Here is a 26,223-nt window from a genome sequence, read left to right on the forward strand (position 1 = left end):
GCAGTTCCCGGTCACCGTGGTGATCGGCGCCATCTTCGTGGTCTGCGTCCTGCTCTTCCGCCGCGGCATCGTCGGCGAGGTGCAGGCCTACCTCGCCACGCGCAGGCCCTGACCGCTTTTCATTGCGCTGGGTTCAGGAGCGTCCCCACGCGCAAAACTCCGACGGGGGCCGTTTGGCCCCCGTTTTTTTGCCCGGGCGCCGGAATCCCCGACACCCCTGTCGGCTCCGCAGACACCTTTACCTACCCGAACCATCCGCTGCCCCAGCAAATCGGCCGTCCGGCCCTCCTGGCACGCCGATTGCTCAAAACCACGCCAAGAAAAAACCTCGGGAGGAGACAGCGCCATGGCGAACGGTTCAGCGCGCCCCGTGCCGCGCGGCGGCAAGAACAAGGTGGTCTCGGCGGCCGAGGCGGTCGCCATCATCGGCGACGGCGACGTGCTGTGCAACTCGGGCTTCGTCGGTTGCGGCGTGCCGGACGAACTGCTGGCGGCGCTGGAGACGCGCTTCCTGGAGACCGGGTCCCCGCGCAACCTCACCATTCTGTTCGCCGCCGGGCAGGGCGACGGCAAGGAGAAGGGGCTGAACCGCCTCGCCCACGAGGGGTTGGTCAAGCGCGTGGTCGGCGGCCACTGGGGGCTGATCCCCAAGATGGGCCGGCTGGCGCTGGACGGGAAGATCGAGGCGTACAACCTGCCGCAGGGCTGCATCTCGCACCTGTACCGCGATATCGCGGCGGGGCGGCCGGGCGTGCTGTCCAAGGTCGGGCTGAAGACCTTTGTCGATCCGCGCCTGGAGGGTGGCAAGATCAACAAGGCCTCACCCGAGGATATCGTCGAGCTGGTGACCCTCGGCGGCGAGGAGTGGCTGTTCTACAAGGCGATGCCGATCGACGTGGCGTTCATCCGCGGCACCACCGCGGACACCCACGGAAACGTTACCATGGAGCGGGAATCGCTGTCGCTCGACGCGCTGGCCATGGCGATGGCGGCGCGCAACTCCGGCGGCATCGTCATCGCCCAGGTCGAGCGCGTCGCCGAGGCCGGCACCCTCAACCCCAAGCTGGTCAAGGTCCCCGGCATCCTGGTGGACTGCGTGGTGGTCTCCCGGCCGGAGAACCACATGCAGACCTACGGCACCGCCTACAGCCCCGCCTATTCCGGCGAGATCCGCGTGCCCGTCGACAGCCTCGCCTCCATGGCGATGGACGAGCGCAAGCTGATCGCCCGGCGCGTCGCCTGCGACCTGCCGCCGGGCGGCGTCGTCAACCTCGGCATCGGCATGCCGGAGGGCGTCGCCGCGGTGGCGGCGGAGGAGCGCATCCTCGACCGCATCACCCTGACGGCCGAGCCCGGAATCATCGGCGGCGTGCCGGCCAGCGGGCTGAACTTCGGCTCCGCCGTCAACGCCGAGGCGATCATCGAGCAGAACCAGCAGTTCGACTTCTACGACGGCGGCGGGCTCGACCTCGCGTGCCTGGGGCTCGCGCAGGTGGACGCACAGGGGAACGTCAACGTCAGCCGCTTCGGCCGCAAGCTGGCGGGGGCGGGTGGCTTCATCAACATCTCGCAGAACGCGCGGCGGCTGGTGTTCGCCGGCACCTTCACCGCCGGCGGGCTGGAGGTGGCGGTGGAGTTCGGCCGCCTGCGCATCGTCCGCGAGGGCGAGAGCCGCAAGTTCATCCAGGCGGTGGAGCAGGTCACCTTCTCCGGCCCCTACGCGGCGGAGCTGGAGCGGCCGGTCACCTACGTCACCGAGCGCTGCGTCTTCGCGCTGTGCCGAGAAGGGCTGGAACTGGTGGAGGTGGCGCCGGGCATCGACGTGGAGCGCGACATCCTCGCCCACATGGACTTCCGCCCCATCGTCCGTGCCCCGCGCCCGATGCGGCTGGAGATCTTCCGCCCGGAGATCATGGGCCTGAAGGACCGGCTGGTCGAGCTGACGCTGGAGGAGCGCTTCGTCCACGACCGCGAGCGCGACCTGATGTTCGTCAACTTCGAGAACCTGCACGTCCGCGAGGCCCGCGAGATCGCCGAGATCTTCGAGGTGGCGGTGCGCCGCTGCGAGGCGGCGGGCAAGCGGCTGGACGTGGTCGTCAACTACGACGGCTTCCGCATCGAGGAGGACCTGCTGGACGAGTACGCCGGCATGGTCCAGGTGCTGGTGCAGGTCTGCTACGACCGGGTCAGCCGCTACACCACCAGCGCCTTCATGCGCATGAAGATCGGCGACGCGCTGCGCGGCCGCGGGGTCAGCCCGGGCGTGTTCGAGACGCGCGGCGAGGCGCTGGCCTTCGCGAAGGACGACCTGCGCGTGGAGACGCCGGTGTCCGGCCAGCCGCGCGACTGGCGTACCGTGGCGGCGCGGTACGCCAGGGAGGGGAGGGCGTGAGGAGTCCCGTCAACCCTCCCGAAAGCATAGGTCGCGTATCCCCATCCTCCCCGCCTATACTGGTTGCGCGGCCGGTCGGCTCGTCCGTCGGGTGCATGCCCAGAGTTTCCTGTGCTAATGATGGCCGGACGGCGCGCAAGACCGCCGGCCGCATAACGCGTATAGGCGGGGAGGATGGGGTGAGCGACACCCTCGATTACGAGGCGCTCCGCGAGCGGGCGTACCAGACGCTGTTCGAGCAGCTGGCCGACATGTGCGTCGGCTGCATCACCGTCGATCGCAACGCGCGCGTCGCCTGGATCGACGACAAGTACAAGGCGCTGCTCGGCCTGACCGGCGACGTGGTCGGCAAGCCGGTCGAGGAGGCCATCCCCAAGAGCCTGATGCGCCGCGTCGTCGAGAGCGGCAAGCCGATCCTGCTCGACATCATGGAGACCAGGGACCGCAACCTGGTGGTCACGCGGCTGCCGTTGCGCTCGGAATCCGGCGAGGTGATCGGCGCCATCGGCTTCGCGCTGTACGACCGCGCCGAGCACCTGAAGCCGCTGTTCTCCAAGTACCAGAAGCTCCAGGAGGAGCTGGTCCGCACCCAGCACGAGCTGGCGCAGGAGCGCCGGGCCAAGTATTCGTTCTCGCAGCTGCTGGGTGTTTCGGAATCGGTGCGCGAGATCAAGCGCATGGGCCGCCGCGCCGCCCAGCTGGATTCGACGGTGCTGCTGCTGGGCGAGACCGGTACCGGCAAGGAGCTGCTGGCCCAGGCCGTCCACGCCGCGTCCCCACGCGCCGACAGGCCCTTCGTCGGCCTGAACGTCGCGGCGATCCCGGAGAACCTGCTGGAGGCGGAGTTCTTCGGCGTGGCGCCCGGCGCCTACACCGGCGCCGACCGCCGGCTGCGCGAGGGCAAGTTCCAGCTGGCCAACGGCGGCACGCTGTTCCTGGACGAGATCGGCGACATGCCGCTCCCCTTGCAGGCCAAGCTGCTGCGCGTGCTGCAGGAGCGCGAGGTGGAGCCCATCGGCTCCAACAAGGTGGTGCGGGTGGACGTGCGGATCATCGCGGCGACCAGCCGTGACCTCGCCGCCATGGTGCGCGAGAAGCAGTTCCGTGCCGACCTCTACTACCGCCTCAACGTCGTGCCGATCACCCTGCCGCCGCTGCGCGCCCGCACCGAGGACATCGAGAGCATCGCCGACAGCATCCTCGACCGGCTCTCCTTGCAGCAGGGCCTGCCGCCGCGCGAGCTGGCGCCGTCGGCGGTGAACGCGCTGCGCGCCTACGACTGGCCGGGCAACGTGCGCGAGCTGTACAACGTGCTGGAGCGCGTGGTCGCTATGACCGACGATTCCACCGTGACCGCCGAGCACGTCGCCGCCGTGCTGCCGCCGGGCGCGGATGAGGCGGCCGAGCCGGTGGCGCCCTTCGTCGGCGTGCGCCCGCTGTCCGAGGTGATGATGCAGACCGAGCGCGTCGCCATCGCCCGCGCGCTGGCCGAGGCCGGCGGCGTCAAGGCGAAGGCGGCCAAGCTGCTCGGCATCTCCCGCGCCTCGCTGTACGAGCGCATGATGAATCTGGGGATGGTGACGAATTCCTGAATTCCCTCCCCCGCCCCCGGCGGGGGAGGGAGGGGACCCATGCGCAGCATGGGGAGGGTGGGGGCTGCGGCCAATCCAAGAATCAACGCCTGCCATTCAGATCGCTGCCCCCACCTAACCTCCCCCAGCGGGGCTGGGGGAGGGACGGGCCTCACGCCGGCTTCGTGTTCGCCGCCGTCTGGCCGAACAGGATGCCGCGGCTTTCCTCGGGGATCGGCAGGGTGCGCTCCCAGGGTTTGCCCTTCTCATAGGCGCGCACGGTGGCCGGGCGCTCCTTGATCGCCTCGAACCAGCGCTTCAGGTTGGGGAAGTCGTCAAGATCCTGGCCCTGGCGCTTGTGCGGCACGATCCAGGGATACGACGCCATGTCGGCGATGGTATACTCGTGCCCCGCCACGAAGGCGCGGCCCTCCAGACGGCGGTCGAGCACGCCGTACAGCCGGTTGGTCTCCTTGACGTAGCGGTCGATGGCGTAGGGGATCTTCTCCGGCGCGTAGAGGGCGAAGTGATGGTTCTGCCCGGCCATCGGCCCCAGCCCGCCGACCTGCCAGAACAGCCACTCCAGCGTCGCCGCGCGGCCGCGCAGGTCGGCGGGCAGGAAGCGGCCGGCCTTCTCGGCCAGATACAGCAGGATGGCGCCGGATTCGAACACCGACACCGGCGCGCCGCCATCGGCCGGGGCGTGGTCGACGATGGCGGGCATGCGGTTGTTGGGGGCGATGGCCAGGAACTCCGGCCGGAACTGCTCGCCCTTGGTGATGTCCACCGGGAAGATCCGGTACTCCAGCCCGGCCTCCTCCAGGAACATGGTGATCTTGTGCCCGTTCGGCGTCGGCCAGTAGTGCAGGTCGATCATGGTCCGGTTTCCCTCCGTTCTTCCGTGCTTCGGATGCCGAGCGCCGCCACCGCGCGGCGCAGGATCAGGCCGGCCATCGCCGGGTGCCGGCCGATGGCCGGGGTGAGCCACAGCCGCCGGCCGTCCGGCATCGGCGTGCCGTCCACCGGCGTGGCCTTGCGGCGCAGCAGCTCCGGCAGGTCGGATTCCTCGTGCCGGCCGCCGGAGACGAACAGCGGCACCACCACCACGTCGCGGGCGTCCGTCACCGTGCGCCAGTCGCAGGCGAGCGGCGGCTGCTCCAGGTAGATGGCGCCGACCTTGCCGTAGCGGCCCGTGGCCGCCAGCGCCGCCGCCAGCGCGCCGGTGGCGCGTTCGGAGGCGTTGCGCCGCGTGCTGCCGTGGCCGGCGACCAGGACGGCCGTCCGTTGCGGGGCCAGCCCGGCGTCGGTGATGGCGCGGTTGGCGATGTCGATGGCGATGTTCCGGATCTCGTCGTCCATGCCGATGGGCGGCAGCACGGTGAGGCGCGCGGTGTCGCCGGACTCCTTCAGCAGGCGCGGCAGCACCAGGGTCGCCACGCCGCCCTCGGTCGCCAATAGCGGCACCACCACCACCCGCGTTTGCGGCAGCGCGGCAAGCGCCGCGGCGGGGGAGGGGGCCTGCAGCGCGAAGGAGGTCGCCACCGCGCCGAACACGCCGGCCGCGCGGATCTCCGCCGCCAGCGCGTCGGCGATGGCCGAGCCGCTGCCATCCGAAGTGCCGTGCCCGAACAGCAGGAGCGCGGCGTCGGGGCCGGTGGGTGGAGGGGCGGCGGAGGGCATGGCTTTTCCCGAGAGGAACCTATCTGTGCAAGGTAGCGCCCGCCACCGCCCTTGGCGAGCGGGTCCACGGACTGTATATAAGAATAGTCTAAATAACCGCATTCGGACTGCGTCGCGGCGCGTCGGGTGTGCTATTGCAATCGGGTGCCGCCCGGGCGGCGCCCAACGAGAAGAGGGAGTGACCATGCCGACTCTGAGCCAGATCGCCGACGGGGTGTACGCCGCCGGCCAGCTTCACGACGAGGATCTCGCCGAGCTGGCGCGCCAGGGGGTCAAGGTGATCGTCAACAACCGCCCGGACGGCGAGGAGCCCGGCCAGCCCACCGCCGGCCACGCGGCCGAAGTGGCGGCGAAGCACGGCATGGCCTACCACTACATCCCCGTGGGCCGCGAGGGCCCGACCGAGCAGGCGGTGGACCAGATGGCCGCGGTGCTGAAGGACGCGCAGGGGCCGCTGGTCGCGCATTGCCGCTCGGGCGCGCGCTCAACCAACATCTACCAGATGGCGCGGGCGCGCCTCGCCGGGGCGCGCTGAAGCGATGGCGGCCGAGCATCCCTTCGCCCAGTACGTCCGCATCCTCGGCAAGGGGCCGACGCTGTCGCGCTCCCTGACCGAGCAGGAGACGTTCGAGGCCGTCTCGATGATCCTGCGCGGCGAGGTGGAGCCGATCCAGCTCGGCGCCTTCCTCTGCCTGATCCGCGTCAAGACCGAGACGCCGGAGGAGTTGGCCGGCTTCGCCCGCGCCGCCCGCACGGCGGTGGCGACGCCCGCCGACGCGCCGGCGGTGGATCTCGACTGGCCGTCCTACGCCGGCAAGTCGCGGCGGCTGCCGTGGTTCCTGCTGTCGGCGCTGTTGCTGGCGCGCGGCGGGGTGACGGTGTTCATGCACGGCACCGACGGGCACACCGCGGGCCGGCTGTTCAGCGGCGGCGCCCTGGAGGCGCTGGGGGTGCCGGTCGCCGGCTCGATGGACGAGGCGGCGGCGCAGCTGCGCGCCGGCCGCTTCGCCTACCTGCCGCTGGCGGCGATGGCGCCGAAGCTGCACGCGATCATGGGGCTGAAGCCGCTGCTCGGCCTGCGCAACCCGGTGCACACGGTGTCGCGCATGCTGAATCCGCTGGGTGCGCCCTGCCAGATGGTCGGCGTGGCGCACCCGCCCTACCGCGACGCCCACCAGAAGGCGGCGGCCATCCTCGGCCAGCCGCGCCTGGCGGTGTTCAAGGGCGAGGGCGGCGAGGCGGAACGCCGGCCGGAGAAGCCGACCGAGGTGCGGACCATCCGCGACGGCGAACTCGGCACCGAGCTCTGGGCGCCGATGGCCGCCAGCACGACGGTCCGCCACGACGAGGAACTGGACGTGGCGCGGCTGAAGGCCCTGTGGGACGGCGCGTCGGACGATGAGGAAGGTCGGGGCGTGGTGATCGCCACCGCGGCGGTGGCGCTGAAGCTGCTGGGCCGGGCGGAGACGCAGGAACAGGCCGAGGCGCTGGCGGCGGAGCTGTGGCGGGGGCGGAAATAGCTTTGCAGTCCCTCCCCCTGCTCCGCAGGGGGAGGTTAGGAGGGGGCAGCGGCCTGTGTGGCAGGCGCTGATCCTCGGCCGCGGAGTAGCCCCCACCCTGACCCTCCCCCAGCGGGGCTGGGGGAGGGAACGCGGTCAATGCGACAGCAGCACCGGCATGGGCGCGGTGCGCAGCACGTGGCGGGTGCCGCTGCCGCGGTGCAGGTATGGGAAGCCGTAATGCCCGTGCGCCCCCATCACCAGCAGATCGGCGCCGCGGTCGATGGCCTGGGCCAGCAGCGCGTCCATGGCGCCGATGTCGTTCACCGCGAAGTTCGACGCCTCCGCCTTGATGCCGTGCAGGCGCAGGTGCTCCAGCAGGCCGATGCGCGGCGTGTCGGCCGGGTGGCCGGCGGTCGCCTGGGTCAGCACGGTGATCACCGTCACCTCGCTGGCGGCCTGCAGCAGCGGCATGGAATCGGCCACCGCGCGGGCGGCCTCGCGCTCGGCGTTCCAGGCGATCACGGCGCGCTTGCCGATCACCGGGAAATGGCCGGCGAAGGGGATCACCAGAACCGGACGGCCGGCGTTCAGCACCACCTGCTCCGCCAGCTCCTCCGGCGCGGTGCCTTCGGAATTGTCGCGGTCGTACTGGCCGAAGATCGTCAGGTCGGCGAAGCGCGACCAGATGATGGTTTCGCGGATGACGTGGTTGTACTCGCCGTGCGCCAGCGCGTGCCAGTCGGCGGTAACGCCGGCCTCCTGCGTCTTGGCGCGGAACAGCGCCTCGCTGCGCGTCGCCGCCTGGGCCAGATGATCGCTGGTGCGGCGCGCGATCACGCTGGTGGCCTGCCGGTCCGGCTGGGCGAACAGCCCCCGCAGGAAGGCGCCGTGCGCCTTGGCGAGGGTGATGCCCGCCTCGATGCGCGCCTCGGTGTGCGGGCTGGAGTCCAGATGGACCAGGATGTGCTTGAGCGACATGGTTGCGTTTGCCTCCCTCGGGTTCGGCCCGGACGTCTTGGCCGGGACCGTCGCCCGGCGAGCGTGCCTGTTGTGCGCGCCATGATGCCACGGGATCGCGCCGAGGCGAAGACCGCAAAACCGTAAACTAATATGTATTTGGGCAGGAAGCGTGAAACCCCGCCCCCGTCAAGGGAACGGGCTTCGAAGTGCTGCCGCGGAACCGCACGTGCCGTGCGGGCGGTGCCGGGCCGATGCCGCTCGACGCACCGGTGATGACGATGGCCTGCCCGTCGATGGCTTCAGGTGGGCGGGCGGCGGATTCTCCGTGGACGGGTGGGGCGGTCGTCCCTTCCCAACAGACGCCGGGGGGTGGCGTTCCGGTCGCGTCCGGATTGGGGTGGCTTCTGATATGCGCGCTCTGTTCGGTGTGTCCAATCCTGTGCTATTGTCCAGGTTGCGTTTGGTTGGTCTGTGGGCTCCGGCGGGGCGGCAATGGGGGCGACGATGTCCGTCAAACATGCGAAACCGTTCATCCAGTTCCCTGGAGGACGGCCGCCCGCAAGCGGACGCGCCGTCCTCCAGCCCGCGGCGGCACCCGCCAACCCGGCCGTCGTGGCGGGCTGGCAAGCCAACATAGACGCGGCTTCTGGGGCGGGACACTCGATCCTGAACGCTCCCCGCATCTATTCCAGCTCTTCGAGTTCCTCCAGCTCTTCGAGTTCCTCCAGCTCTTCGAGTTCCTCCAGCTCTTCGAGTTCCTCCAGTTCGGCGGGTGGTCCGCCGGGTTCCGGTCCCCCGCCTGCACCGACGGGCGGAGCCTCCGCGCTTCCGCCGGGCGGGGGAAAATGGGTCATGCTGGTCGGCGAAGGAACCTTTGATTTCGCCGCGCAGTACATCGCGCGGCATCGACACTACAACGTCGTGGCAACGGAGTACCGGTCGCAGGAGCAGGTCGCCGCCGGGCTCTTCAGCAACGAGGAACGGGAGCGGTTCTCCAAGACCGTTGAGAGTTTCCGGTCGCAGGGCGGTATCGCGCTGTTCGGCGTTGACGCCACCAAGCCGAAGGACATCAAGCGTGCGTGGGACGCGTTGCACGAGGCGCGGGGTGGCCCTCCCGTTCCCTTCTCCAAGATCCAATGGAACGGACCGCACGGCGATAAGTACGGAAACGACAGCATCAAGCTTGAACGCGATTTGATGGACCGCTTCTTCGGAGCGGTCGCCGCCGCGCGGAAAACCGGAGTGGCCGGCCCGGAGATCGAGGTCAAGCTCATGCACGGCGGGTGGCCATACCTTCGCATGCGACATGGGAATGAGACCGTCGGCGTCGAAGAAATCGCCCGCAGGCACGGGTTCGTTCCGGCCAGGGGTTCGGATGGCAGGCTTAAGACCATCACGGAAAAACTTGTCGAACGGAAGGACGGCCGGTCGGACCGAAGGCCCCCATGCGAGAGTTTCGATGGGCGGTCTCCCGAGAAGCGGGCGAAATACGAATACGATGTTGCAAAGACGAGCGGTGGCAGGGTGGGCAAAAATGCAGCCGCGGCCGGCTCCTCGCCTTCGGCTGCTCGGCCAGCCGGTGCCGCGGCGGGTTCGCGGCTGAAGACCTATAAAGACCTGCATCGGGAGGCGTTCGTGCTGGCCTCCGGTGCGGGGGCGGGGGTGTCGGGGATGAACGCCGCGCCGAATCTTCCCGTTCCGGCGCCCTCTCGTTTCCGGCCGACGGCGGTGCCACAGGCGCCGTCGCCCGCCGCTGCATCCAGCCCGCCACCGGCAGCGGCCGCGAAAGCGCCGGTGCCTCTACAGGCTCCCTCGGCACCGAAAGTGCCCAGCGTGGCATCGGCTGTTCCCGCGAAAGCGCTGGCGCGTCCGCCGTTTTCCCCGGAGCCGAAAGGCCGGGCTGCGCCGTCGCCGGTGGTAAGCACGCTTTCCGCGACCGGGGAACGGCCGGTGACGACCTCAAGGCCGCCGTCCGGCGCCTGGGCGCCTGGGGCGCGGGCGAGCAGGCCGCCGCCCGGTCGGGTCGCCTCCCCTCCGGCGGCGCATGGAGGACCGCCGTCGGGGCGTCCGCCGGGCGCCGGGAGGGGCGCGGCGTCGGGGCGGGGGGGGCCTCCTCCGCCGTCCACAGCCGTGAAGCGCGGGAGCCAGTTCTGACGCCGGGCCGCGGAGGCGGCGATTCGGCGCGGTCGCGGTAGCCTGACGGAACCATGGCTCCGAGAGCCACCTTCGGTTGTTGTCACTGCGGCCGGCGGGTGTGTGCCGTCTCGCCGCGGGGAGAGCGCCATGGACGAAGACCGCATCCGCGACCGCGCCTACGCGATCTGGGAACGCGAGGGCTGCCCGGACGGGCGCCACGAAGCGCATTGGGAGCAGGCGCGCCGGGAGCTGCTGGACGAGGAGCGCCGGGCCAGGGAACACCGCGTCCGTGCCCTCGCCGATGCCGGGGACTTCGGCCCGGACGACCTCCTGCACCCGTCCGGCCGCAACAGCGGCGGCATCTGAGCGGAGGGCGCGCGGTGGGGCAGAGCATCGATCCCGACATCTGGATGTGGGCGGAGGCGGTCGAGATGCTCGACCGCGCCGAGCGCCTGCACCGGCAGTTCTTCCGCCCGGCGCGGGGCCGCGGGGCGCGGCCGTCCTGGACGCCGCCGGTGGACGTGTTCGAGGACGGCGAGGCGCTTACCATCGTCGCAGCGCTGCCCGGCGTCGAGCTCGGCGCGCTGGAGGTCGACATCGCCGACGGCGTGCTGCGCGTGGCGGGGGAGCGCACGCCGCCCGGCGCGCGCGCCGGCACCATCCACCGGCTGGAGGTGCCGCACGGCCGGTTCGAGCGGTGCGTCGCGCTGCCGCCCGGCGCCTACGCGGTGGCGCGGCAGGAGCTGGTGGCCGGCTGCCTCGTGCTGTCGCTGACGCGGACCGCTTGAATGGACGAGCCGCTTCCCATCGTTGCGGTGCGCACGCTCGTGCTGTTCCCGGGCGTGGTGGCGCCGGTGACGGTGACGCGCGCGCTCTCGGTCGCGGCGGCGCAGGCGGCGATGCGCGCCGGCCGACCGCTCGGCATCGTGCTCCAGCGCAACTCGGCGGCCGAGGAGCCGGGCGCCGCCGACATGCACGGAATGGGCACCGCGGCGACGGTGCTGCGTTACGTCACCACCGAGGACGGGCAGCACCACATCGTCTGCCAGGGGCTGCACCGTTTCCGCGTCGCCGGCTGGGTGGAGGGCGGGCCGTTCCTGGCGGCGCGTGTCGCCCCGCTGGCCGACGCCGACGCCGACACGCCGGAGTTGCGCCTGCTGACCGCGCACCTGCGCGAGCGCGCGCTGGAGGCGCTGCACCTGCTGCCACAGGCACCGCAGGAGCTGCTGGCGGTGGTGCGCACGCTGGGGTCGCCGGGCGAGCTGGCCGACTTCACCGCCGGCTTCATGGACCTGCGCCCGGCCGAGAAGCAGGCGATCCTGGAGACCGAAGGCCTGGCGGCGCGTCTGCAGCGGGTGGCGGAGGGGCTGGCCGACCGCGTCGCGGTGCTGCGCCTGTCGCGCGGCCTGCGCATGCTCGAGGAGCAGGACGATGAGGACGAGTCGCCGCCGGCGGAGACCGTCGAACTCGCGGCCGCCATCGAGGCCGCCGGCATGCCGCCGGAGGTGCACGCCCAGGCCCGGCGCGAGCTCAAGCGGCTGGAGCGCATGCCGGAGCTGGCGGCCGAGCACTCCATGGTGCGCGGCTACCTGGACTGGCTGGTCGAGCTGCCGTGGGGCGGCGGGGCGGAGCCGGCCATCGACCTGGCGGCGGCGCGCCGCGTCCTCGACGCCGAGCATTTCGGGGTGGAGGCGGTGAAGCGCCGTATCCTGGAGTTCCTGGCGGTGTGCGCGCTGAACCCGTGCGGGCGCAGGCCGATCCTCTGCCTCGCCGGGCCGCCGGGGGTGGGAAAGACCTCGCTGGGGCAGTCGATCGCGCGGGCGACCGGGCGCGCCTTCGCGCGCGTCGCGCTGGGCGGCGTGCACGACGAGGCGGAGGTCCGCGGCCATCGCCGCACCTACATCGGCGCGCTGCCGGGCAGCGTCGTGCAGGGACTGCGCCGGGCCGGCACGCGCGACTGCGTGATGATGCTGGACGAGGTGGACAAGCTGGGCCGGGGCGGGCGCGGCGACCCGGCGGCGGCGCTGCTGGAGGTGCTGGACCCCGAGCAGAACGCGGCGTTCCGCGACGCCTATCTGGACGTGCCGGTGGACCTGTCGCGGGTGCTGTTCATCGCCACCGCCAACGTGGTGGACGCCATCCCGGCGGCGCTGCGCGACCGGCTGGAGGTGATCGAGCTGTCCGGCTACACCGGGGACGAGAAGCTGGAGATTGCCCGCGGCCATCTGCTGCCGCGCCAGCTCGCCGCGCACGGGCTGACGGCGGAGCGGCTGGAGATCGGCGACGACGCGCTGCGCGTGCTGATCCGCGACCACACCCGCGAGGCCGGCAACCGCGAGTTGGAACGCCGCATCGCCGCCATCTGCCGGCACGCCGCCGTGCGCATCGCCGAGGGGGAGGCGGGACCACTGCGCATCGGGGCGGCGGAGGTGCCGGGCATCCTCGGGCCGCCTACGGTCGAGAACGAGGTGGCGTTGCGGGCCGGCGTGCCGGGGGTGGTCACCGCGTTGGCCTGGACGCCGGCCGGCGGCGACATCCTGTTCATCGAGGCAGCGCGCTTTCCGGGATCCGGCCGGCTGATCCTCACCGGGCAGCTCGGCGAGGTGATGAAGGAGAGCGCGCAGGCGGCGCTCAGCCTCGTCAAGACGCGTTGGCGGGAACTGGGGCTGGACGCGGACACCTTCGCCGCGACCGATCTGCACCTGCACGTGCCGGCCGGCGCCATCCCGAAGGACGGCCCCTCGGCCGGGCTGGCGATGGCGGCGGCGCTGGTGTCGCTTCTGACCGGGCGGGCCGTCGCGCCGGACACCGCGATGACCGGCGAGATCAGCCTGCGCGGCCTCGTGCTGCCGGTCGGCGGGGTGAAGGACAAGGTGGTCGCGGCGCACCGGGCGGGGATCCGCACCGTCGTGCTGCCGGGGCGCAACCGCAAGGACCTCGAGGCGATCCCGGCGGGGGTGCGCGATTCGCTGCGCTTCGTCTGGGTGGAGGGCGTGGATGAAGCGCTGGCGGCACTGTTCGGCGGAGGCGTGGATCCCTCTTGAACGGAGGGGGCCGGCGGGGCCACATGTGGGGCGCGCGGAGGTTCCCCACCCCGCACCAAGGAGAATGGAACGATGACGCCAGAGGAACGCAATCTGCTCGACGACCTGTTCCAGCGCCTGCGGCAGGCCGACGGCCAGCCGCGTGACCCGGACGCGGAGCGCCACATTCGCGAGGCCGTCCAGGCGCAGCCTGCCGCCCCCTACTACATGGCGCAGTCGCTGCTGGTGCAGCAGCACGCGCTGAGCGCGGCGCAGCAGCGCATCGAGGATCTGGAGCGCCAGCTCAAGGACGCGCAGGAGCGCGCCAAGCCCTCCAGCGGCGGCGTCGGCAGCTTCCTGGGCAACGCGCTCGGCCTCGGCCGCCGCGAGGAGCCGCGCCCGGCGCCGCAGCCCGCCCCGTCCGGTCCGTGGGGCGCTGCCCCCGCGCAGCCTTCCTATCCGCCGCCGGGCGGCCCGCGGCCGAGCCCATGGGGCGGCGCGCCCGCCGGCTATCCACAGCAGGCCGGCTATCCGCAGCCCGGCTACCCGGGTGCCGGCGGCTACCCGTACCCGCCGCAGCCGGGGCGCGGCAGCTTCATGGGCGGCGCGCTGCAGACGGCGGCCGGCGTGGCCGGCGGCATGCTGGCGGCCAGTGCCATCTCGTCGCTGCTGCACGGCAGCGGCAGCCCGTTCGGCGCGGCCGACGCCGCCCATCATGCGCCGGTCAGCCACACCCCGGCCGACACCGGTGACCCGGTGATCAACAACGACACCGGCTTCCTGCCTCCGGCGGCCCACCAAACCGGCTACCAGGAGACGGCCTACGAGCCGGACAACGCCGACTACACCGTCGACGACGCCGATGCTGACGTCGGCGGCGGCGACGACAACTGGGCGTAACCGCCCGCTACGCCGGCCCCCCCTCCCGGTATGGGAGGGGGGGCCGAGAAGCCGCCGGGATGAACGGCCTCGTGCAGGGTGTGGCCGCCGTACACGTCGCGCACCTGGACGACCGCCGCCAGCCCGCGCTGGCGCACCATCCGCTCGAAGGCGGCCACCGCCTCCATCAGCGCGCGCCGCGTGTCGTCGTCGCGGTCTCCCGCGGTGCGGATCACGCTGCAGACGACTTCGTAATGCATTCCCGCCGCCTCCCTGGACTCCGTTAAAGGGATGTGCGCAGCACACGCGGCGCGGGCAAGCGCGCCGAAGGGCAGGGCGGGCGGAGGGCCTAGGGCGTAGGCCGGGCCGGCCCCGGTGCCTATGCGGCCGCAAAAGAAAAGCCCGCCGTCACGGCGGGCTTCAGTTCGACATCAGCGAGAATGACTCCTTGGCGTCACCCGTGGATATGGGCGTGGCGCACCCCGCCTGCAAAACCGAAATTCGGGCTAGGCCGAAGGTTTGAGGGCGCCGCAGTGGACCCCGGTGCCCGCTTCCGCCGTTTCCGCCGCGACAGGCGGACTCCGGAGGGGGCATGGACGGCAATCGGCGCGCGGCCGAGGCGATGGCGCGGGTGGAGCGCGGTGCGGACGCGGCGGACGCGGAGTCCCGCCGCCGCGTCGTGCAGGCGGATCTCAAGCTGTTCTCGTGGAAGGTGCTGATCGTCGCCGGGGTGGCGGCGCTCGCCTACCTGACGATGCAGGTGGCGGAGGCGTTGCTGCTGATCTTCGCGGCGGTGCTGTTCGCCATCCTGCTGACCCGCATGACCCGCGCCGTGAGCGGGTGGACCGGGGTGCGCCATGGCGCGGCGTTCGCGCTGGTGCTGGGCGGGCTGGCGGCGGCGCTGGCGGCCGGCGGCTGGTTCATCGGCGCCGAGGTGGTGACGCAGTACGAGCAGTTCTCCGGCCAGATCGGCACGGCCATCGAGCGGCTGCCGCCGCAGCTGCGCGAGGAGGTGGTGCGCCAGGGCGATCCGGCGAGCTGGCTGGCCCGGCTGCGGCCGGTGGCGACCAACGTGGCGTTCGCCGTCGGCGACCTGATCGTGGTGGTGTTCGCCGCGGTCTACATGGCCGCGGCGCCGGACCTCTACCGCCGCGGGCTGGTGCTGCTGGTGCCGCCGGCCGGGCACGCACGCGCGCTCCAGGTGCTCGACGTCATCAGCGAGGCGCTGTGGAAGTGGCTGATCGGCCAGTTCCTCTCCATGGCCATCGTCGGCGTGCTGACCGCGGCGGGGCTGTGGGCGCTGGGCGTGCCGGCGGTGGCGGCGCTGGGCGTGCTGGCGGCGATCCTGGAGTTCATCCCGTTCCTCGGCCCCATCCTCGCCGCCGTGCCGGCGGTGCTGATCGCCTTCGCCCAGTCGCCGGATTTCGCGCTGTGGGTGGCCGGGCTGTACCTGCTGGTGCAGCAACTGGAGGGGCACATCATCCAGCCGCTGATGCAGAAGCGGGTGGTCGATCTGCCGCCGGTCGTCACCATCGGCGCCATCGCTTGCGGCGGGTTGCTCGGCGGGCTGCTCGGCATGTTCCTGGCGACGCCGCTGGCCGTGGTCGCCATGGTGATGGTCAACATGCTGTACATCGAGGACAAGCTGGGGCAGGGGCGGCACTTCCCCGACAAGGCGTGAGCCTCACCCCGTCCTGCGCCGCATCTCCTCCAGGTGGCGCTTGACGTGGGCGATCTCCTCCTGGGACTGATCCAGCTCCTCCTCGACGTCCTCCAGGCGCTCGCCGATGGCGCTCTCCTTCACCTTGGCGAACTCCTCCTTCACCTCCTGGAGCGTGTCCTCGGGGGCGTCCTCCAGGTTGATGAGGCCGTTGCGCGCCTCGTTGGTGACGCGGATCAGCTCGTCCAGCTTGATCTGGATGGCCTGGGTGTCGCGGTTCTGGGTGTTCTGGATGAGGAACACCATCAGGAAGGTGACGATGGTCGTGCCGGTGTTGATCACCAACTGCCACGTGTCGGAAAAGCCGAACATCGGTCCGCTGACCGCCCACACGACGATCACCAGCACGGCGACCACGAAGGTCGACACGCGGCCGGCTTGGCGCGAGGTCCACAGCGCGGCCTTGTTGAAGAACTCTTTCACGGGACCGCTCCCTCCGGTGCGTTGAAACGGAAGGGGAAACGTCCGGAGTCCTGCAAAGGGTCCTCAGCAGTGGCCGCTCAGCAGCTGTGCGCGGATCTCCGGGTTCAGCGCGCGCGGCCCCATCCAGATGTCGAGCAATGCCTCGATCAGCGCCGGGCCGGGGTTCACCGTCTGCGTCACCGTGTTCAGCCGCACCACCGAGCCGCGGCCGGGCCGGTACTCGATGGCCAGCACGTCGCCGCCCTTGAGGTTCTGGTACAGCCGGTCGAGGTCGGCGATCAGCGCCGGGGGCAGCCGCCGCTCCTCGAACCGCGTGCGCCAGGAGCCTGGCATGCGGCCGGGGATGTTGCCGGGATAGGTGACGGTCAGTTCCATCGCCTTGGGCGTCCCGGGATCGAAGGCGACCGCCTCGCTGGCCGGCCGCTGCGGCAGGTAGAGGTGCAGGTCGTAGACCGGGAACAGCAGGAACCGCCGTGCCGCGCAGCCGGCCAGCGCCAGCGGCGGCGGGGCCGCGGAAGGCAGCGCTGCGCTCTGCGGTTCGGCCGCCGGGAGGGGCGACGCCGAACACAGCGCGGACACCAGCAGCAGCGCGCCCAGGGCCCACCGCATCGCCGGACACTCCTGAAATCGGACAGGGTGACCTGCCCAACAGACTATAGGCCGGCGCGGTTCCGCATGGCGGATCAGACTACCACGACGGGGAGAGGGCGAGCATCGCCGCGGGGCGGAACCAGATCGCCTTTCCGGGGTTCCCCACATGGCCCAGACGGAGGGTTCCTGCCATGCGCCCGGTGACCTTTCCCAGCTTCTCGCCCTGCGTCCTGACCGATGTGCTGCGCCCGCGCGCCCGGCGCCGGGAGGTGGAGGGGCTGGGCTACCTGTTCGAGCCGTTCGGACCCAGTGCCACCCGCATCCTGCCGGCGGTGCTGCTGCTGCCCGACCTCGACGGGCCGAAGCCGGGACATGAGTTCACCTACGCCGAACAGCTGACCCGGCGCGGCTACGTGGCGCTGGTGCTCGACCCCTTCGTGCGGCGCGGCTGCCGTACGCCGGCCCCGGCGCGGCGGCTGGCGCGGGTCAGCGAGGCTGCGGTGCTCGCCGACGCTTTCGCCGCGCTGCGGCTGCTGGCCGCGCACCCGCGGGTCGATCCTGCGCGGGTGGCGGCGCTGGGTTTCGGCTATGGCGGCATGGTGGCGGTGATGGCGGCGTACCGGCAGCTCCGCGATCTATACGTGCTGGACGGGCTGCAATTCGCCGCGCACGTTTCCTACTATGGCTGCCCGGCGTCGCGCTTCGACCGCGGCGAGACCACCGGCGCGCCGGTGCTGATGCTGCTGGGCGAAGTGGACGAGGCGGTGTCGCTCCGCCGCTCGCGCGACATCGCCGCCGACCTGCGGCGCGGTGGCTCGCCGGTCAACGTCCGGGTCTATCCGGAGACCGCACACGCCTGGGACGCCGAGGAGGGCGAGGCGCTGCGCCCCGACCTCGGGCTGGCGCAGCTGCGCCTGCGCGTTACCGAGGACCACCGGGTGACCGCGCCCTGGTCGGGCATCGAGCTGCGCGGCCCGCTCAGCCGCCGCGTCGCGCTGTGGATGGCGCGGGCGCGGGCGCCGTACCTCGTGCAGAAGAGCGCGCAGGCGAAGGGCTGGTCGGACGATGATCTGGCGCAGTTCCTCGCCCAGACCATCGGCGAACCGGCCGCGCTGATCCGCGCCGGGACGGCACCGACGAGCATCGGGTCGCGCACGTCGCGGGGATAGGTCATACCAAAGGCGCTTGATGGCTTCCGTCAAGCGCCTTTGCTTCAAACCCGGCAGCTCAACGCAACGCATTGAGCGGGAGGGTGATACGGTCGGCAGGACAATGAAGCATTCATGCGCCGGCCGTATCACTCCTCCGCCGGCTTGGCGGAGCGCAGCGGCAGCTCCTCCAGGAACAGCGTCATCACCAGCGACACCAGCCCCAGCGCCGCGGCCAGCACGAACAGCGTCTCGAAGGCACCGGCGAAGGCGTTCAGCGCCGCGCCCCGCGCCACCGGGGGCAGCGTGGCGAGCACCGAGGTGCCGTGTTCCAGCACGTCGCGCGGGTTCAGGTCGGGCAGACCGGCGGCGCTCAGGCGCCGGGACACGTCCCAGGTCAGCACCGCGCCGAACAGCGCCACGCCGGCCGAGCCGCCCAGCGAGCGGAAGAAGCCCACCGACGCCGTCGCCGCACCCAGGTCGCGGCGGTCCACCGCGTTCTGCACGGCCACCGTCATCACCGGCATCACCAGCCCCAGCCCGACGCCCAGTGGCACCAGCACCAGCGTCGACCAAAGCGGGTTGCCGGCCACCGAGCCGGCCAGGCCCAGCACCAGGTACATAGCCACCGCCAGCCCCAGCCCGACGATGGGGAAGATCTTGTAGCGCCCGCTGCGCGCGATCAGCCGGCCGCCGCCGACGGCGCCGAAGGTCATGCCGAACACCAGCGGCAGCAGCAGCAGGCCCGACGCCGTGGCGCCGGTGCCCAGCACCAGTTGCAGATGCAGCGGCAGGAAGACGATGCCGGCGAACAGCGTCATCGCCGAGACCGCGACCACCGGCGTCGCCACCGTGAACACCGGGATGCGGAACAGCGGCAAGGGCAGGATCGGTTCCGCCACCCGGCGCTCGTGCCAGACGAAGGCCACCAGCAGGGCCACGCCGAACGCCCCCAGGCCGAGCACTGTGGGCGAGGTCCACGATACCATGGTGCCGCCGCGCGAGACGACGAACAGCAGGCTGGTGACCGCGCCCATCAGCAGCGCGGCGCCCAGGTAGTCGATCCGCGGCCGGGCGATGCCGGTTGGCAGGCGGCCGAGCGCCCGGTTGGTCATCACCAGCGCCGCCGCGCCGATGGGCAGGTTGATGAGGAAGATCCAGTGCCAGGACAGCTTCTCGGTGAACAGGCCGCCGAGCAGCGGCCCGGCGACGCTGGCCAGCGCGAAGACGCCGCCGATGTAGCCCTGGTAGCGCCCACGCTCGCGCGGGGCGACCACGTCGCCGATGATGGTGAAGGCCAGCGCCATCAGCCCGCCGCCGCCCAGCCCCTGCAGGCCGCGGAAGACGATCAGCTGAACCATGCTCTGGGCGAGCGCGCACAGCAGCGATCCGGCCAGGAACAGCCAGATGGCGATCTGCAGGATCCGCTTGCGGCCGTACAGGTCGCTCAGCTTGCCGTAGATCGGCGTGGTCGCGGTGGAGGCCAGCATGTAGGCGGTGACCACCCAGGGCAGGTTCTCCAGGCTGCCGAGGTCGGCGCCCATGGTGGGCAGCGCGGTCGCCACCACGGTCTGGTCCATGGCGGCCATCAGCATGGCGAGCGCCACGCCGCTGAACACGCGCAGGATCTCGCGGTGGGTGAAGGCGACGCGGTCGGTGGTGAAATCGGGCATCGGTCGGGTCTTGGGTGGCGGCGACGCACCAGACCATAGCGACCGATCCGCGCGGTGCAAGCCCATCCGCCATTCGCGGTGCGGAGGGTGTTGGGCTAAGCTGACGGTCATGCTGTCCGTCCATAACCTCGCCACCCCCGTGCTGAAGCCCGCCAGCCTGTCGGTGGCGGAGGGCGAGTGCGTCGCCGTGCAGGGGCCGTCCGGTGCCGGCAAGTCGGTGCTGCTGCGCGCCATCGCCGACCTCGACCCTAACACCGGCGCGGTGAGCCTGGGCGACCGGCGGCGCGAGGCGATGCCGGCCCCGGCGTGGCGGCGGCTGGTCGCCTACGTGGCGGCGGAGTCGGGCTGGTGGCTGGAGCGTGTCGGCGACCACTTCGCCGATCCCCGGGCGGCGCTGCCGCTGGTCGAGGCGCTGGGCCTGCCCGCCGGCGCGCTGGAGTGGCCGATGATGCGGCTGTCCACGGGCGAGAGGCAGCGCCTCGCCTTCGCCCGCACGCTGGTGCAGCGGCCGGCGGTGCTGTTGCTCGACGAGCCGACGGCGGCGCTGGACGAGGCGTCGGTGAACCGGGTTGAGGCGCTGCTGCGGGCCGAACTGGCGCGGGGCGTCGCCATTCTGCTGGTCACCCACGCCGCGGCGCAGGCGGAACGGCTGGCCGGCCGGCGGCTGTGCATGGAGGGCGGATGCCTCTCATCCCGCTGAGTTACTGGGACCTCGCCATCGCCGGCCTGCTGCTGCTGATCAACGGCGGCCTGTCGGTGGCCATGGCGCTGCGGCTGGAGCGCCCGCTGTTCCTTGCGGCGCTGCGCATGGTGGTGCAGCTCTCGCTGGTCGGGCTGGTGCTGAACCAGCTGTTCGCGCTGCGCTCGCCGTGGCTGACGCTGGGGATGGCGGCGGTCATGGTGGGGTTTGCCGGGCACGAGATCCTCGGCCGGCAGGACCGCACGCTGACCGGCGGCTGGACCTACGGGCTGGGTGCCGGCTCCATGGCCTTCGCGGCGTCGCTGGTGATGGTGGTGGCGCTGACCACCGCAGTGCGGCCGGACCCCTGGTACGACCCGCGCTACGCCATCCCCATGCTGGGCATGGTGCTGGGCAACACGATGAGCGGGGTCAGCCTCGCGCTCAACACCCTGTCCAACGCCGCGGTGCGCGAGCGCGCCGCCATCGAGGCGCGCCTGGCGCTGGGGAGCAGCCGGTGGGAGGCGCTGCGCACGCAGCAGCGCCAGGCCTTGCGCACCGGCATGATGCCGATCGTCAACGGCATGGCGGCGACCGGGGTGGTGTCGCTGCCGGGGATGATGACCGGCCAGATCCTCGGCGGCGTCGATCCCAGCGAGGCGGTCAAGTACCAGATCCTCATCATGTTCCTGATTGCCGGGGCGACCGGGCTGGGGGTGCTGCTCGCCACTTTCGGGGCGGTGCACCGCCTGACCGATGGGCGTGACCGGTTGCGCCTGGATCGACTAAACGCCTACGACCGTTGACCGGAACCAAGGCAGCGCCAACTGGTTTCTCTGCCAGCGGCCGTAAGAGCCGCGGCTGACCCGGAGGAATGACGGATGGCGGACGTGCAGCCGGTGGAACGCCGGAGATCGCGCGAGTTGTGGGCGTTCCTGTTCCTGACCGTGGTGTTCTGGCCGCTGCTGGCCATCGCGGTGGTCGGCGGCTACGGCTTGGCCGTCTGGCTGTACCAGCTCGTCGCCGGCCCTCCTGGCGCGTGAGGCGGCCATGGCCGACGGCGGCGGGTTCGATCCCGGACGGCGGCGCGTCCTGTTCGGGCGCAGGCGGGCGGAACGTCCGGCCCTGCGGCCCCCCTGGGCTCGCGCGCATGACTTCACCGACCTGTGCACCCGCTGCGGCGCTTGCGAGGCGGCCTGCGCGGAGACGATCATCGTCAAGGGCGACGGGGGTTTTCCCACCGTGGACTTCCGGCGCGGCGAGTGCACGTTCTGCGGCGCCTGCGCCGACGCCTGTCCGCAGCCGATCTTCGACCGGACCACGCGCGCCTGGACCGCGGCACCGGCGGTGGGGCGCGGCTGCCTGACGCGGGCCGGTGTGATCTGCCAGACCTGCCGGGACATCTGCCCGGAGAACGCCTTCTCCTTCGTGCTGGTGCCGCACGCGGCGCCCCGGCCGGTGCTCGACGCCACGCGCTGCACGGGCTGCGGCGCCTGCGTCTCGGCGTGTCCGGGCGAGGCCATCACCATGGAGGTGCGCCATGGCGCGTGAACTGCACATCTCCAGCCTCGTCGTGCACGCCCGGCCGGAGGCGGCGGACGCGATCCGCCCCGCCATGGCCCGCCTGCCCGGCATCGAGATCCACGGCGAGGCCAACGGCAAGTTCGTCCTGACGCTCGAGACCGAGAGCGAGCAGACCATCGTCGATCACCTCAACACCATCAGCCTGCTGGACGGCGTCCTCGCCGCCACGCTGGTCTTCCATCACGTCGAAGAATTGACCGAGGCGGAGTGAGGCTCCCATGACGCTGACCCGACGCAACTATCTGAAGGCGCAGGCCGCCGCCACCGCGGCCGCGGCCGCCAACATCACCCTGCCGGTGCAGGCCGCCCCGCCGGGCGTGGGGGGAGACCCCGGCATCAAATGGTCGAAGGCCCCATGCCGCTTCTGCGGGACGGGCTGCGGCGTCATGGTCGGCGTCAAGGACAACCGCGTCGTCGCCACCCACGGCGACATGCAGCACGAGACCAACCGCGGCCTCAACTGCGTCAAGGGCTACTTCCTGTCCAAGATCATGTACGGCGCCGACCGGCTGACCACGCCGCTGATGCGCATGAAGGACGGCAGGTTCGACAAGAACGGCGAGTTCCAGCCGGTCACCTGGGACCAGGCGTTCGACGAGATGGCCCGGCAGTGGAAGAAGACGCTGAAGGAGAAGGGGCCGACGGCGGTCGGCATGTTCGGTTCCGGCCAGTGGACGATCTGGGAGGGCTACGCGGCGTCGAAGCTGATGCGCGCCGGCTTCCGCTCCAACAACCTGGACCCGAACGCCCGGCACTGCATGGCGTCGGCCGCGGTGACCTTCATCCGCGCCTTCGGCTCGGACGAGCCGATGGGCTGCTACGACGACATGGAGCACACGGACATCTTCGTCCTCTGGGGCTCCAACATGGCAGAGATGCACCCCGTGCTGTGGACCCGCGTCACCGACCGCCGGCTGACCAACCCCAATTCGAAGATCTTCGTGCTGTCCACTTACGAGCACCGCTCGTCCGACCTCGCCGACGTGTCGCTGGTGTTCAAGCCGGGCACCGATCTGGCGATCCTCAACTACATCGCCAACTACATCGTCTCGAACGGGCTGGCGAAGAAGGAGTTCGTCGACAAGTTCGTCAACATCCGCCGCGCCAACACCGACATCGGCTACGGCCTGCGCCCCGAGAACACGCTGGAGCAGCGCGCCCAGCACGCCAACGACGCCCAGGTCTCCAACCCGTCGAACTGGGACGAGTACGTCGAGTTTCTCAAGAAATACACCCTCGACTACACGGCCGAGCTGACCGGCGTGCCGAAGGAGCGGCTGGAGGCGCTGGCCAAGGCCTATGCCGACCCGAAGCTGAAGGTCGTGTCGTTCTGGACCATGGGCTTCAACCAGCACGTCCGCGGCGTGTGGGCCAACCACCTCGTCTACAACATCCATTTCCTCACGGGGAAGATCTCCGAGCCGGGCAACAGCCCGTTCTCGCTGACCGGGCAGCCGTCCGCCTGCGGCACCGCGCGCGAGGTCGGCACCTTCGCCCACCGCCTGCCGGCCGACATGCAGGTCACCAACGCCGAGCACCGCAAGGCGGCCGAGCGCATCTGGAAGCTGCCGGATGGGCTGCTGCCCGACAAGATCGGCTTCCACGCCGTGCAGCAGGACCGCATGCTGAAGGACGGCAAGCTGAACGCCTATTGGATCCAGGTGAACAACAACCTGCAGACGGCGCCCAACACCGCGCAGGAGACCTATCCCGGCTACCGCAACCCGTCGAACTTCGTGGTGGTCTCCGACGCCTATCCCACCATCACCGCCATGGCCGCCGACGTCATTTTGCCCGCCGCCATGTGGGTGGAGAAGGAGGGCGCCTACGGCAACGCCGAGCGGCGCACCCATTTCTGGCACCAGCTGGTGGAGGCGCCGGGGCAGGCGCGCTCCGACCTGTGGCAGCTGATGGAGTTCTCCAAGCGCTTCACCACCGACGAGGTCTGGCCGGCCGAGATCCTCGACAAGAACCCGGAGTACAAGGGGAAGACCCTGTTCGACGTGCTCTACGCCAACAAACAGGTCAACAAGTACCCGGTGACCGACCTTGAGGCCGGGTACAGGAGCGCGGAGTCCGAGGCCTTCGGTTTCTACGCGCAGAAGGGGCTGTTCGAGGAGTACGCGGAGTTCGGCCGCGGGCACGGCCACGATCTGGCGCACTTCGACGAGTACCACCGCACGCGCGGCCTGCAATGGCCGGTGGTCGACAACAAGGAGACCAAGTGGCGCTACCGCGAAGGCCTGGACCCGTACGTGAAGGCCGGCACCGGCTTCCACTTCTACGGCAACCCGGACGGCAAGGCGAACCTGGTCTTCGCCCCCTACGAGCCGCCGGCCGAGAGCCCGGACCAGGAGTTCGACCTGTGGCTGGTGACGGGCCGCGTGCTGGAGCACTGGCACTCCGGCTCCATGACCATGCGGGTGCCGGAGTTGTACCGGGCGTTCCCCGGCGCTGTGCTGTTCATGCACCCCGACGACGCAGCGGCGCGCAACCTGCGGCGCGGGTCGGAAGTGCGGGTGGTGTCGCGGCGCGGCGAGATCCGGAGCCGCGTCGAGACCCGCGGGCGCAACCGCATGCCGCGCGGCGTGGTGTTCGTGCCGTTCTTCGACGCCAGCCAGCCGATCAACAAGGTCACGCTGGACGCCACCGACCCGATCTCCAAGCAGACGGACTTCAAGAAATGCGCGGTGAAGGTGGTGCCGTCGCAGATGGCTTCGGCGGGGGAGGGGAAGCAATGAGACTGCGTCTGCTGATGGCGGCCTTGGCCGTGCTGCCTGTCCTTGTGGGGGCCGCGATGGCGGCGGATTCGCCGCGCCTCGTCGGGCCGAAGCCGTTCACCGAGGTGCCGGCGGCGCCGGCCCTGCCGGCCGAGGTCACCGACGACGTGCGCAAGATGCGCAACTACCCGGAACAGCCGCCGGTGATCCCGCACTCGATCCGCGACTACCAGATCGACCTGAACTTCAACAAGTGCCTGAGCTGCCACAGCCGGCGCTACACCGAGCAGTCGCAGGCGCCGATGGTGTCGATCAGCCACTACCAGGACCGCGAGGGCAACATGCTGGGCGCGCTGGCGCCGCGTCGCTACGTCTGCACCTCCTGCCACGTGCAGCAGACCAACGCGCCGCCGCTGGTGGACAACCAGTTCCGCGACCTGGACGCCCTCGCATCGCCACCCGGCGGGGGGCGGTGAGCCATGGCGCTGCGGGATTCGGTGCTGGCCGTCTGGCGCACGCTGACGCGGCCGGCGACCTTCTTCAGCCTGGGCTTCCTGACGCTGGGCGGCTTCATCGCCGGCGTGGCCTTCTGGGGTGGCTTCAACACCGCGCTGGAGGCCACCAACCGCGAGGCCTTCTGCATCTCCTGCCACGAGATGCAGACGAACCCCTACGAGGAGCTGAAGCAGACCATCCACTTCACCAACCGCTCCGGCGTGCGGGCGACCTGCCCGGACTGCCACGTGCCGCACAACTGGACCGACAAGATCGCCCGCAAGATGCAGGCCTCCAAGGAGGTCTGGGGCCACCTGTTCGGCTCCATCGAGACGCGCGAGAAGTTCGTCAGCCTGCGCCGCACCCTGGCGGAGCATGAATGGCACCGGCTGAAGGCCAACAACTCGCTGGAATGCCGCAACTGCCACAGCGCGGAATCGATGGACATCACCAAGCAGGGGGCGCGGGCGGCGCGGGCGCACGAGCAGTACCTGTTCACCGGGCAGATGACGTGCATAGACTGTCACAAGGGTATCGCCCACCGCCTGCCGGACATGACCGGCGTCGCCCAGTGGGACCCGCAATCCCAGCAGCCCACGCGAGGCCACTGATGTCCCACATCATCGAGATCCACGGCAAATCGGTGGTCGCCAACGACGACGCCGACGACACCTACCTCCCGGTCGGCACCCACATCGACCGCCCGGATGGGCATTACATCCGTTTCGGCATGGACGTGGAGGGGCCGTACTCGCGCGATGCGGCGGCCGAGAGGGTGGAGGCGTTGCGGAAGGCAAGGGAGGGGGAACTGGACGTGAAGGATGGGCACAAGCACGGGGCGTGACTGAGGTTTCGCCCCCTCTCCATTCCATCCCGCGGGTCGGTCGGGATCTCCGGGTTCCAGGATCGCAGAAACCCTCCATCCCCGCCGTTCCATGCAGCGGTCGCGGTGGAGGTTCCGCGCGGACTTTCGACATTCCCTCCTTATCGGCGAGGAGGAAGGTCGTATACGGCCGCCGGGTGATGCTGGACGGGCGGCGGGGCGGC

General features: G+C 70.9%; 28 protein-coding genes. 20 read left to right on the forward strand and 8 right to left on the reverse strand.

Annotated elements, in window-relative coordinates:
• Nucleotides 1-346: 346 nt before the first annotated feature.
• Together TSO221_RS20415 and TSO221_RS20420 are read left to right on the forward strand one after the other, a co-directional pair.
• On the forward strand, nt 347-2,392 hold the full coding sequence (locus TSO221_RS20415) for an acyl CoA:acetate/3-ketoacid CoA transferase (RefSeq protein ID WP_109120364.1): 2,046 nt from the start codon (nt 347-349) through the stop codon (nt 2,390-2,392).
• A gap of 179 nt (nt 2,393-2,571) precedes the next feature.
• Nucleotides 2,572-3,984, forward strand: coding sequence for a sigma 54-interacting transcriptional regulator (locus TSO221_RS20420; protein WP_109120365.1), 1,413 nt, complete (start codon nt 2,572-2,574; stop codon nt 3,982-3,984).
• Between the two features lie 151 nt (nt 3,985-4,135).
• On the opposite strand, the gene TSO221_RS20425 is transcribed toward TSO221_RS20420, so the two are convergent.
• Entirely contained in the window at nt 4,136-4,840 is a 705-nt protein-coding gene (locus tag TSO221_RS20425) for a glutathione binding-like protein (protein WP_109120366.1), read from the reverse strand.
• Entirely contained in the window at nt 4,837-5,643 is an 807-nt protein-coding gene (locus TSO221_RS20430; protein ID WP_158284155.1) for a CbiX/SirB N-terminal domain-containing protein, read from the reverse strand. Before TSO221_RS20430 ends, TSO221_RS20425 begins: the two co-directional genes overlap by 4 nt.
• Before the next feature lie 184 nt (nt 5,644-5,827).
• Here TSO221_RS20430 and TSO221_RS35555 point away from each other — a divergent pair, with 184 nt between their 5' ends.
• Together TSO221_RS35555 and TSO221_RS20440 are read left to right on the forward strand one after the other, a co-directional pair.
• The gene (locus TSO221_RS35555) at nt 5,828-6,178 is read left to right on the forward strand and encodes a TIGR01244 family sulfur transferase (RefSeq protein WP_158284156.1); all 351 of its coding nucleotides are present in this window, start codon (nt 5,828-5,830) and stop codon (nt 6,176-6,178) included.
• A gap of 4 nt (nt 6,179-6,182) precedes the next feature.
• Nucleotides 6,183-7,163: a glycosyl transferase family protein gene (locus TSO221_RS20440; RefSeq protein ID WP_109120368.1), complete on the forward strand. Its 981-nt coding sequence runs from the start codon at nt 6,183-6,185 to the stop codon at nt 7,161-7,163.
• A gap of 135 nt (nt 7,164-7,298) precedes the next feature.
• Here the strand turns inward: TSO221_RS20440 and TSO221_RS20445 are convergent, their stop codons facing one another.
• Together TSO221_RS20445 and TSO221_RS35560 are read right to left on the reverse strand one after the other, a co-directional pair.
• Nucleotides 7,299-8,123 carry a universal stress protein gene (locus tag TSO221_RS20445; protein WP_109120369.1) on the reverse strand — a complete coding sequence of 275 codons (825 nt, stop codon included), beginning with the start codon at nt 8,121-8,123 and terminating at the stop codon, nt 7,299-7,301.
• Nucleotides 8,124-8,788: 665 nt separating this feature from the next.
• Nucleotides 8,789-8,959: a hypothetical protein gene (locus tag TSO221_RS35560; RefSeq protein WP_158284157.1), complete on the reverse strand. Its 171-nt coding sequence runs from the start codon at nt 8,957-8,959 to the stop codon at nt 8,789-8,791.
• On the opposite strand from TSO221_RS35560, the gene TSO221_RS20450 reads away from it, so the two are divergent.
• The 5 genes from TSO221_RS20450 to TSO221_RS20470 all read left to right on the forward strand — a co-directional run bounded on the left by TSO221_RS20450 (nt 8,958) and on the right by TSO221_RS20470 (nt 14,164).
• Nucleotides 8,958-10,259: a Rossmann-like fold-containing protein gene (locus tag TSO221_RS20450; protein ID WP_109120370.1), complete on the forward strand. Its 1,302-nt coding sequence runs from the start codon at nt 8,958-8,960 to the stop codon at nt 10,257-10,259. The genes TSO221_RS35560 and TSO221_RS20450 overlap by 2 nt on opposite strands.
• 129 nt (nt 10,260-10,388) lie before the next feature.
• Complete coding sequence (locus tag TSO221_RS20455; RefSeq protein WP_109120371.1) at nt 10,389-10,607, forward strand: DUF2934 domain-containing protein; 219 nt, start codon at nt 10,389-10,391, stop codon at nt 10,605-10,607.
• Between the two features lie 14 nt (nt 10,608-10,621).
• Nucleotides 10,622-11,029 carry an Hsp20/alpha crystallin family protein gene (locus TSO221_RS20460; protein WP_247878153.1) on the forward strand — a complete coding sequence of 136 codons (408 nt, stop codon included), beginning with the start codon at nt 10,622-10,624 and terminating at the stop codon, nt 11,027-11,029.
• On the forward strand, nt 11,030-13,285 hold the full coding sequence (gene lon, locus TSO221_RS20465; RefSeq protein ID WP_109120372.1) for an endopeptidase La: 2,256 nt from the start codon (nt 11,030-11,032) through the stop codon (nt 13,283-13,285).
• Between the two features lie 72 nt (nt 13,286-13,357).
• Nucleotides 13,358-14,164: a DUF2076 domain-containing protein gene (locus tag TSO221_RS20470; RefSeq protein ID WP_109120373.1), complete on the forward strand. Its 807-nt coding sequence runs from the start codon at nt 13,358-13,360 to the stop codon at nt 14,162-14,164.
• Here TSO221_RS20470 and TSO221_RS35075 read toward each other — a convergent pair.
• The gene (locus TSO221_RS35075) at nt 14,107-14,403 is read right to left on the reverse strand and encodes a hypothetical protein (RefSeq protein ID WP_146208857.1); all 297 of its coding nucleotides are present in this window, start codon (nt 14,401-14,403) and stop codon (nt 14,107-14,109) included. The two genes, TSO221_RS20470 and TSO221_RS35075, sit on opposite strands and share 58 nt — an antisense overlap.
• Nucleotides 14,404-14,735: 332 nt before the next feature.
• Here TSO221_RS35075 and TSO221_RS20475 point away from each other — a divergent pair, with 332 nt between their 5' ends.
• Nucleotides 14,736-15,824 (forward strand): AI-2E family transporter, encoded by a 1,089-nt coding sequence (locus tag TSO221_RS20475; protein ID WP_247878154.1) that lies wholly within the window; start codon nt 14,736-14,738, stop codon nt 15,822-15,824.
• Nucleotides 15,825-15,827: 3 nt separating this feature from the next.
• Here the strand turns inward: TSO221_RS20475 and TSO221_RS20480 are convergent, their stop codons facing one another.
• Both TSO221_RS20480 and TSO221_RS20485 read right to left on the reverse strand, forming a co-directional pair.
• Nucleotides 15,828-16,286: a low affinity iron permease family protein gene (locus TSO221_RS20480; RefSeq protein ID WP_109120374.1), complete on the reverse strand. Its 459-nt coding sequence runs from the start codon at nt 16,284-16,286 to the stop codon at nt 15,828-15,830.
• A 63-nt stretch (nt 16,287-16,349) separates the two neighbouring features.
• The gene (locus TSO221_RS20485; protein WP_158284158.1) at nt 16,350-16,895 is read right to left on the reverse strand and encodes a chalcone isomerase family protein; all 546 of its coding nucleotides are present in this window, start codon (nt 16,893-16,895) and stop codon (nt 16,350-16,352) included.
• Nucleotides 16,896-17,068: 173 nt separating this feature from the next.
• On the opposite strand from TSO221_RS20485, the gene TSO221_RS20490 reads away from it, so the two are divergent.
• Complete coding sequence (locus TSO221_RS20490) at nt 17,069-18,046, forward strand: dienelactone hydrolase family protein (RefSeq protein ID WP_109120376.1); 978 nt, start codon at nt 17,069-17,071, stop codon at nt 18,044-18,046.
• A gap of 128 nt (nt 18,047-18,174) precedes the next feature.
• On the opposite strand, the gene TSO221_RS20495 is transcribed toward TSO221_RS20490, so the two are convergent.
• Complete coding sequence (locus tag TSO221_RS20495) at nt 18,175-19,698, reverse strand: MDR family MFS transporter (protein WP_109120377.1); 1,524 nt, start codon at nt 19,696-19,698, stop codon at nt 18,175-18,177.
• 109 nt (nt 19,699-19,807) lie between these two features.
• On the opposite strand from TSO221_RS20495, the gene TSO221_RS20500 reads away from it, so the two are divergent.
• From TSO221_RS20500 to TSO221_RS20540, 9 genes are all read left to right on the forward strand, one after another.
• The gene (locus TSO221_RS20500; protein ID WP_109120378.1) at nt 19,808-20,398 is read left to right on the forward strand and encodes an ATP-binding cassette domain-containing protein; all 591 of its coding nucleotides are present in this window, start codon (nt 19,808-19,810) and stop codon (nt 20,396-20,398) included.
• A complete protein-coding gene (locus tag TSO221_RS20505; protein ID WP_109120379.1) occupies nt 20,380-21,183 on the forward strand; it encodes an ABC transporter permease in 804 nt (267 codons plus the stop codon). The genes TSO221_RS20500 and TSO221_RS20505 overlap by 19 nt, the downstream gene beginning before the upstream one ends.
• A gap of 75 nt (nt 21,184-21,258) precedes the next feature.
• Complete coding sequence (gene napE, locus TSO221_RS20510; protein ID WP_109120380.1) at nt 21,259-21,420, forward strand: periplasmic nitrate reductase, NapE protein; 162 nt, start codon at nt 21,259-21,261, stop codon at nt 21,418-21,420.
• Between the two features lie 7 nt (nt 21,421-21,427).
• Nucleotides 21,428-21,928, forward strand: a complete 501-nt coding sequence (napF, locus tag TSO221_RS20515; RefSeq protein ID WP_109120381.1) for a ferredoxin-type protein NapF — start codon at nt 21,428-21,430, stop codon at nt 21,926-21,928.
• Nucleotides 21,918-22,172 (forward strand): chaperone NapD, encoded by a 255-nt coding sequence (locus TSO221_RS20520; RefSeq protein WP_109120382.1) that lies wholly within the window; start codon nt 21,918-21,920, stop codon nt 22,170-22,172. Before napF ends, TSO221_RS20520 begins: the two co-directional genes overlap by 11 nt.
• 7 nt (nt 22,173-22,179) lie before the next feature.
• Nucleotides 22,180-24,702, forward strand: a complete 2,523-nt coding sequence (gene napA / locus TSO221_RS20525; RefSeq protein ID WP_109120383.1) for a nitrate reductase catalytic subunit NapA — start codon at nt 22,180-22,182, stop codon at nt 24,700-24,702.
• The gene (locus TSO221_RS20530; RefSeq protein WP_109120384.1) at nt 24,699-25,157 is read left to right on the forward strand and encodes a nitrate reductase cytochrome c-type subunit; all 459 of its coding nucleotides are present in this window, start codon (nt 24,699-24,701) and stop codon (nt 25,155-25,157) included. The genes napA and TSO221_RS20530 overlap by 4 nt, the downstream gene beginning before the upstream one ends.
• Nucleotides 25,158-25,160: 3 nt before the next feature.
• A complete protein-coding gene (locus TSO221_RS20535) occupies nt 25,161-25,787 on the forward strand; it encodes a NapC/NirT family cytochrome c (RefSeq protein WP_109120385.1) in 627 nt (208 codons plus the stop codon).
• A complete protein-coding gene (locus tag TSO221_RS20540) occupies nt 25,787-26,020 on the forward strand; it encodes a hypothetical protein (RefSeq protein WP_109120386.1) in 234 nt (77 codons plus the stop codon). The genes TSO221_RS20535 and TSO221_RS20540 overlap by 1 nt, the downstream gene beginning before the upstream one ends.
• The last annotated feature ends 203 nt before the right edge of the window (nt 26,021-26,223 follow it).

This window comes from Azospirillum sp. TSO22-1, assembly GCF_003116015.1.
Lineage (GTDB): Bacteria > Pseudomonadota > Alphaproteobacteria > Azospirillales > Azospirillaceae > Azospirillum.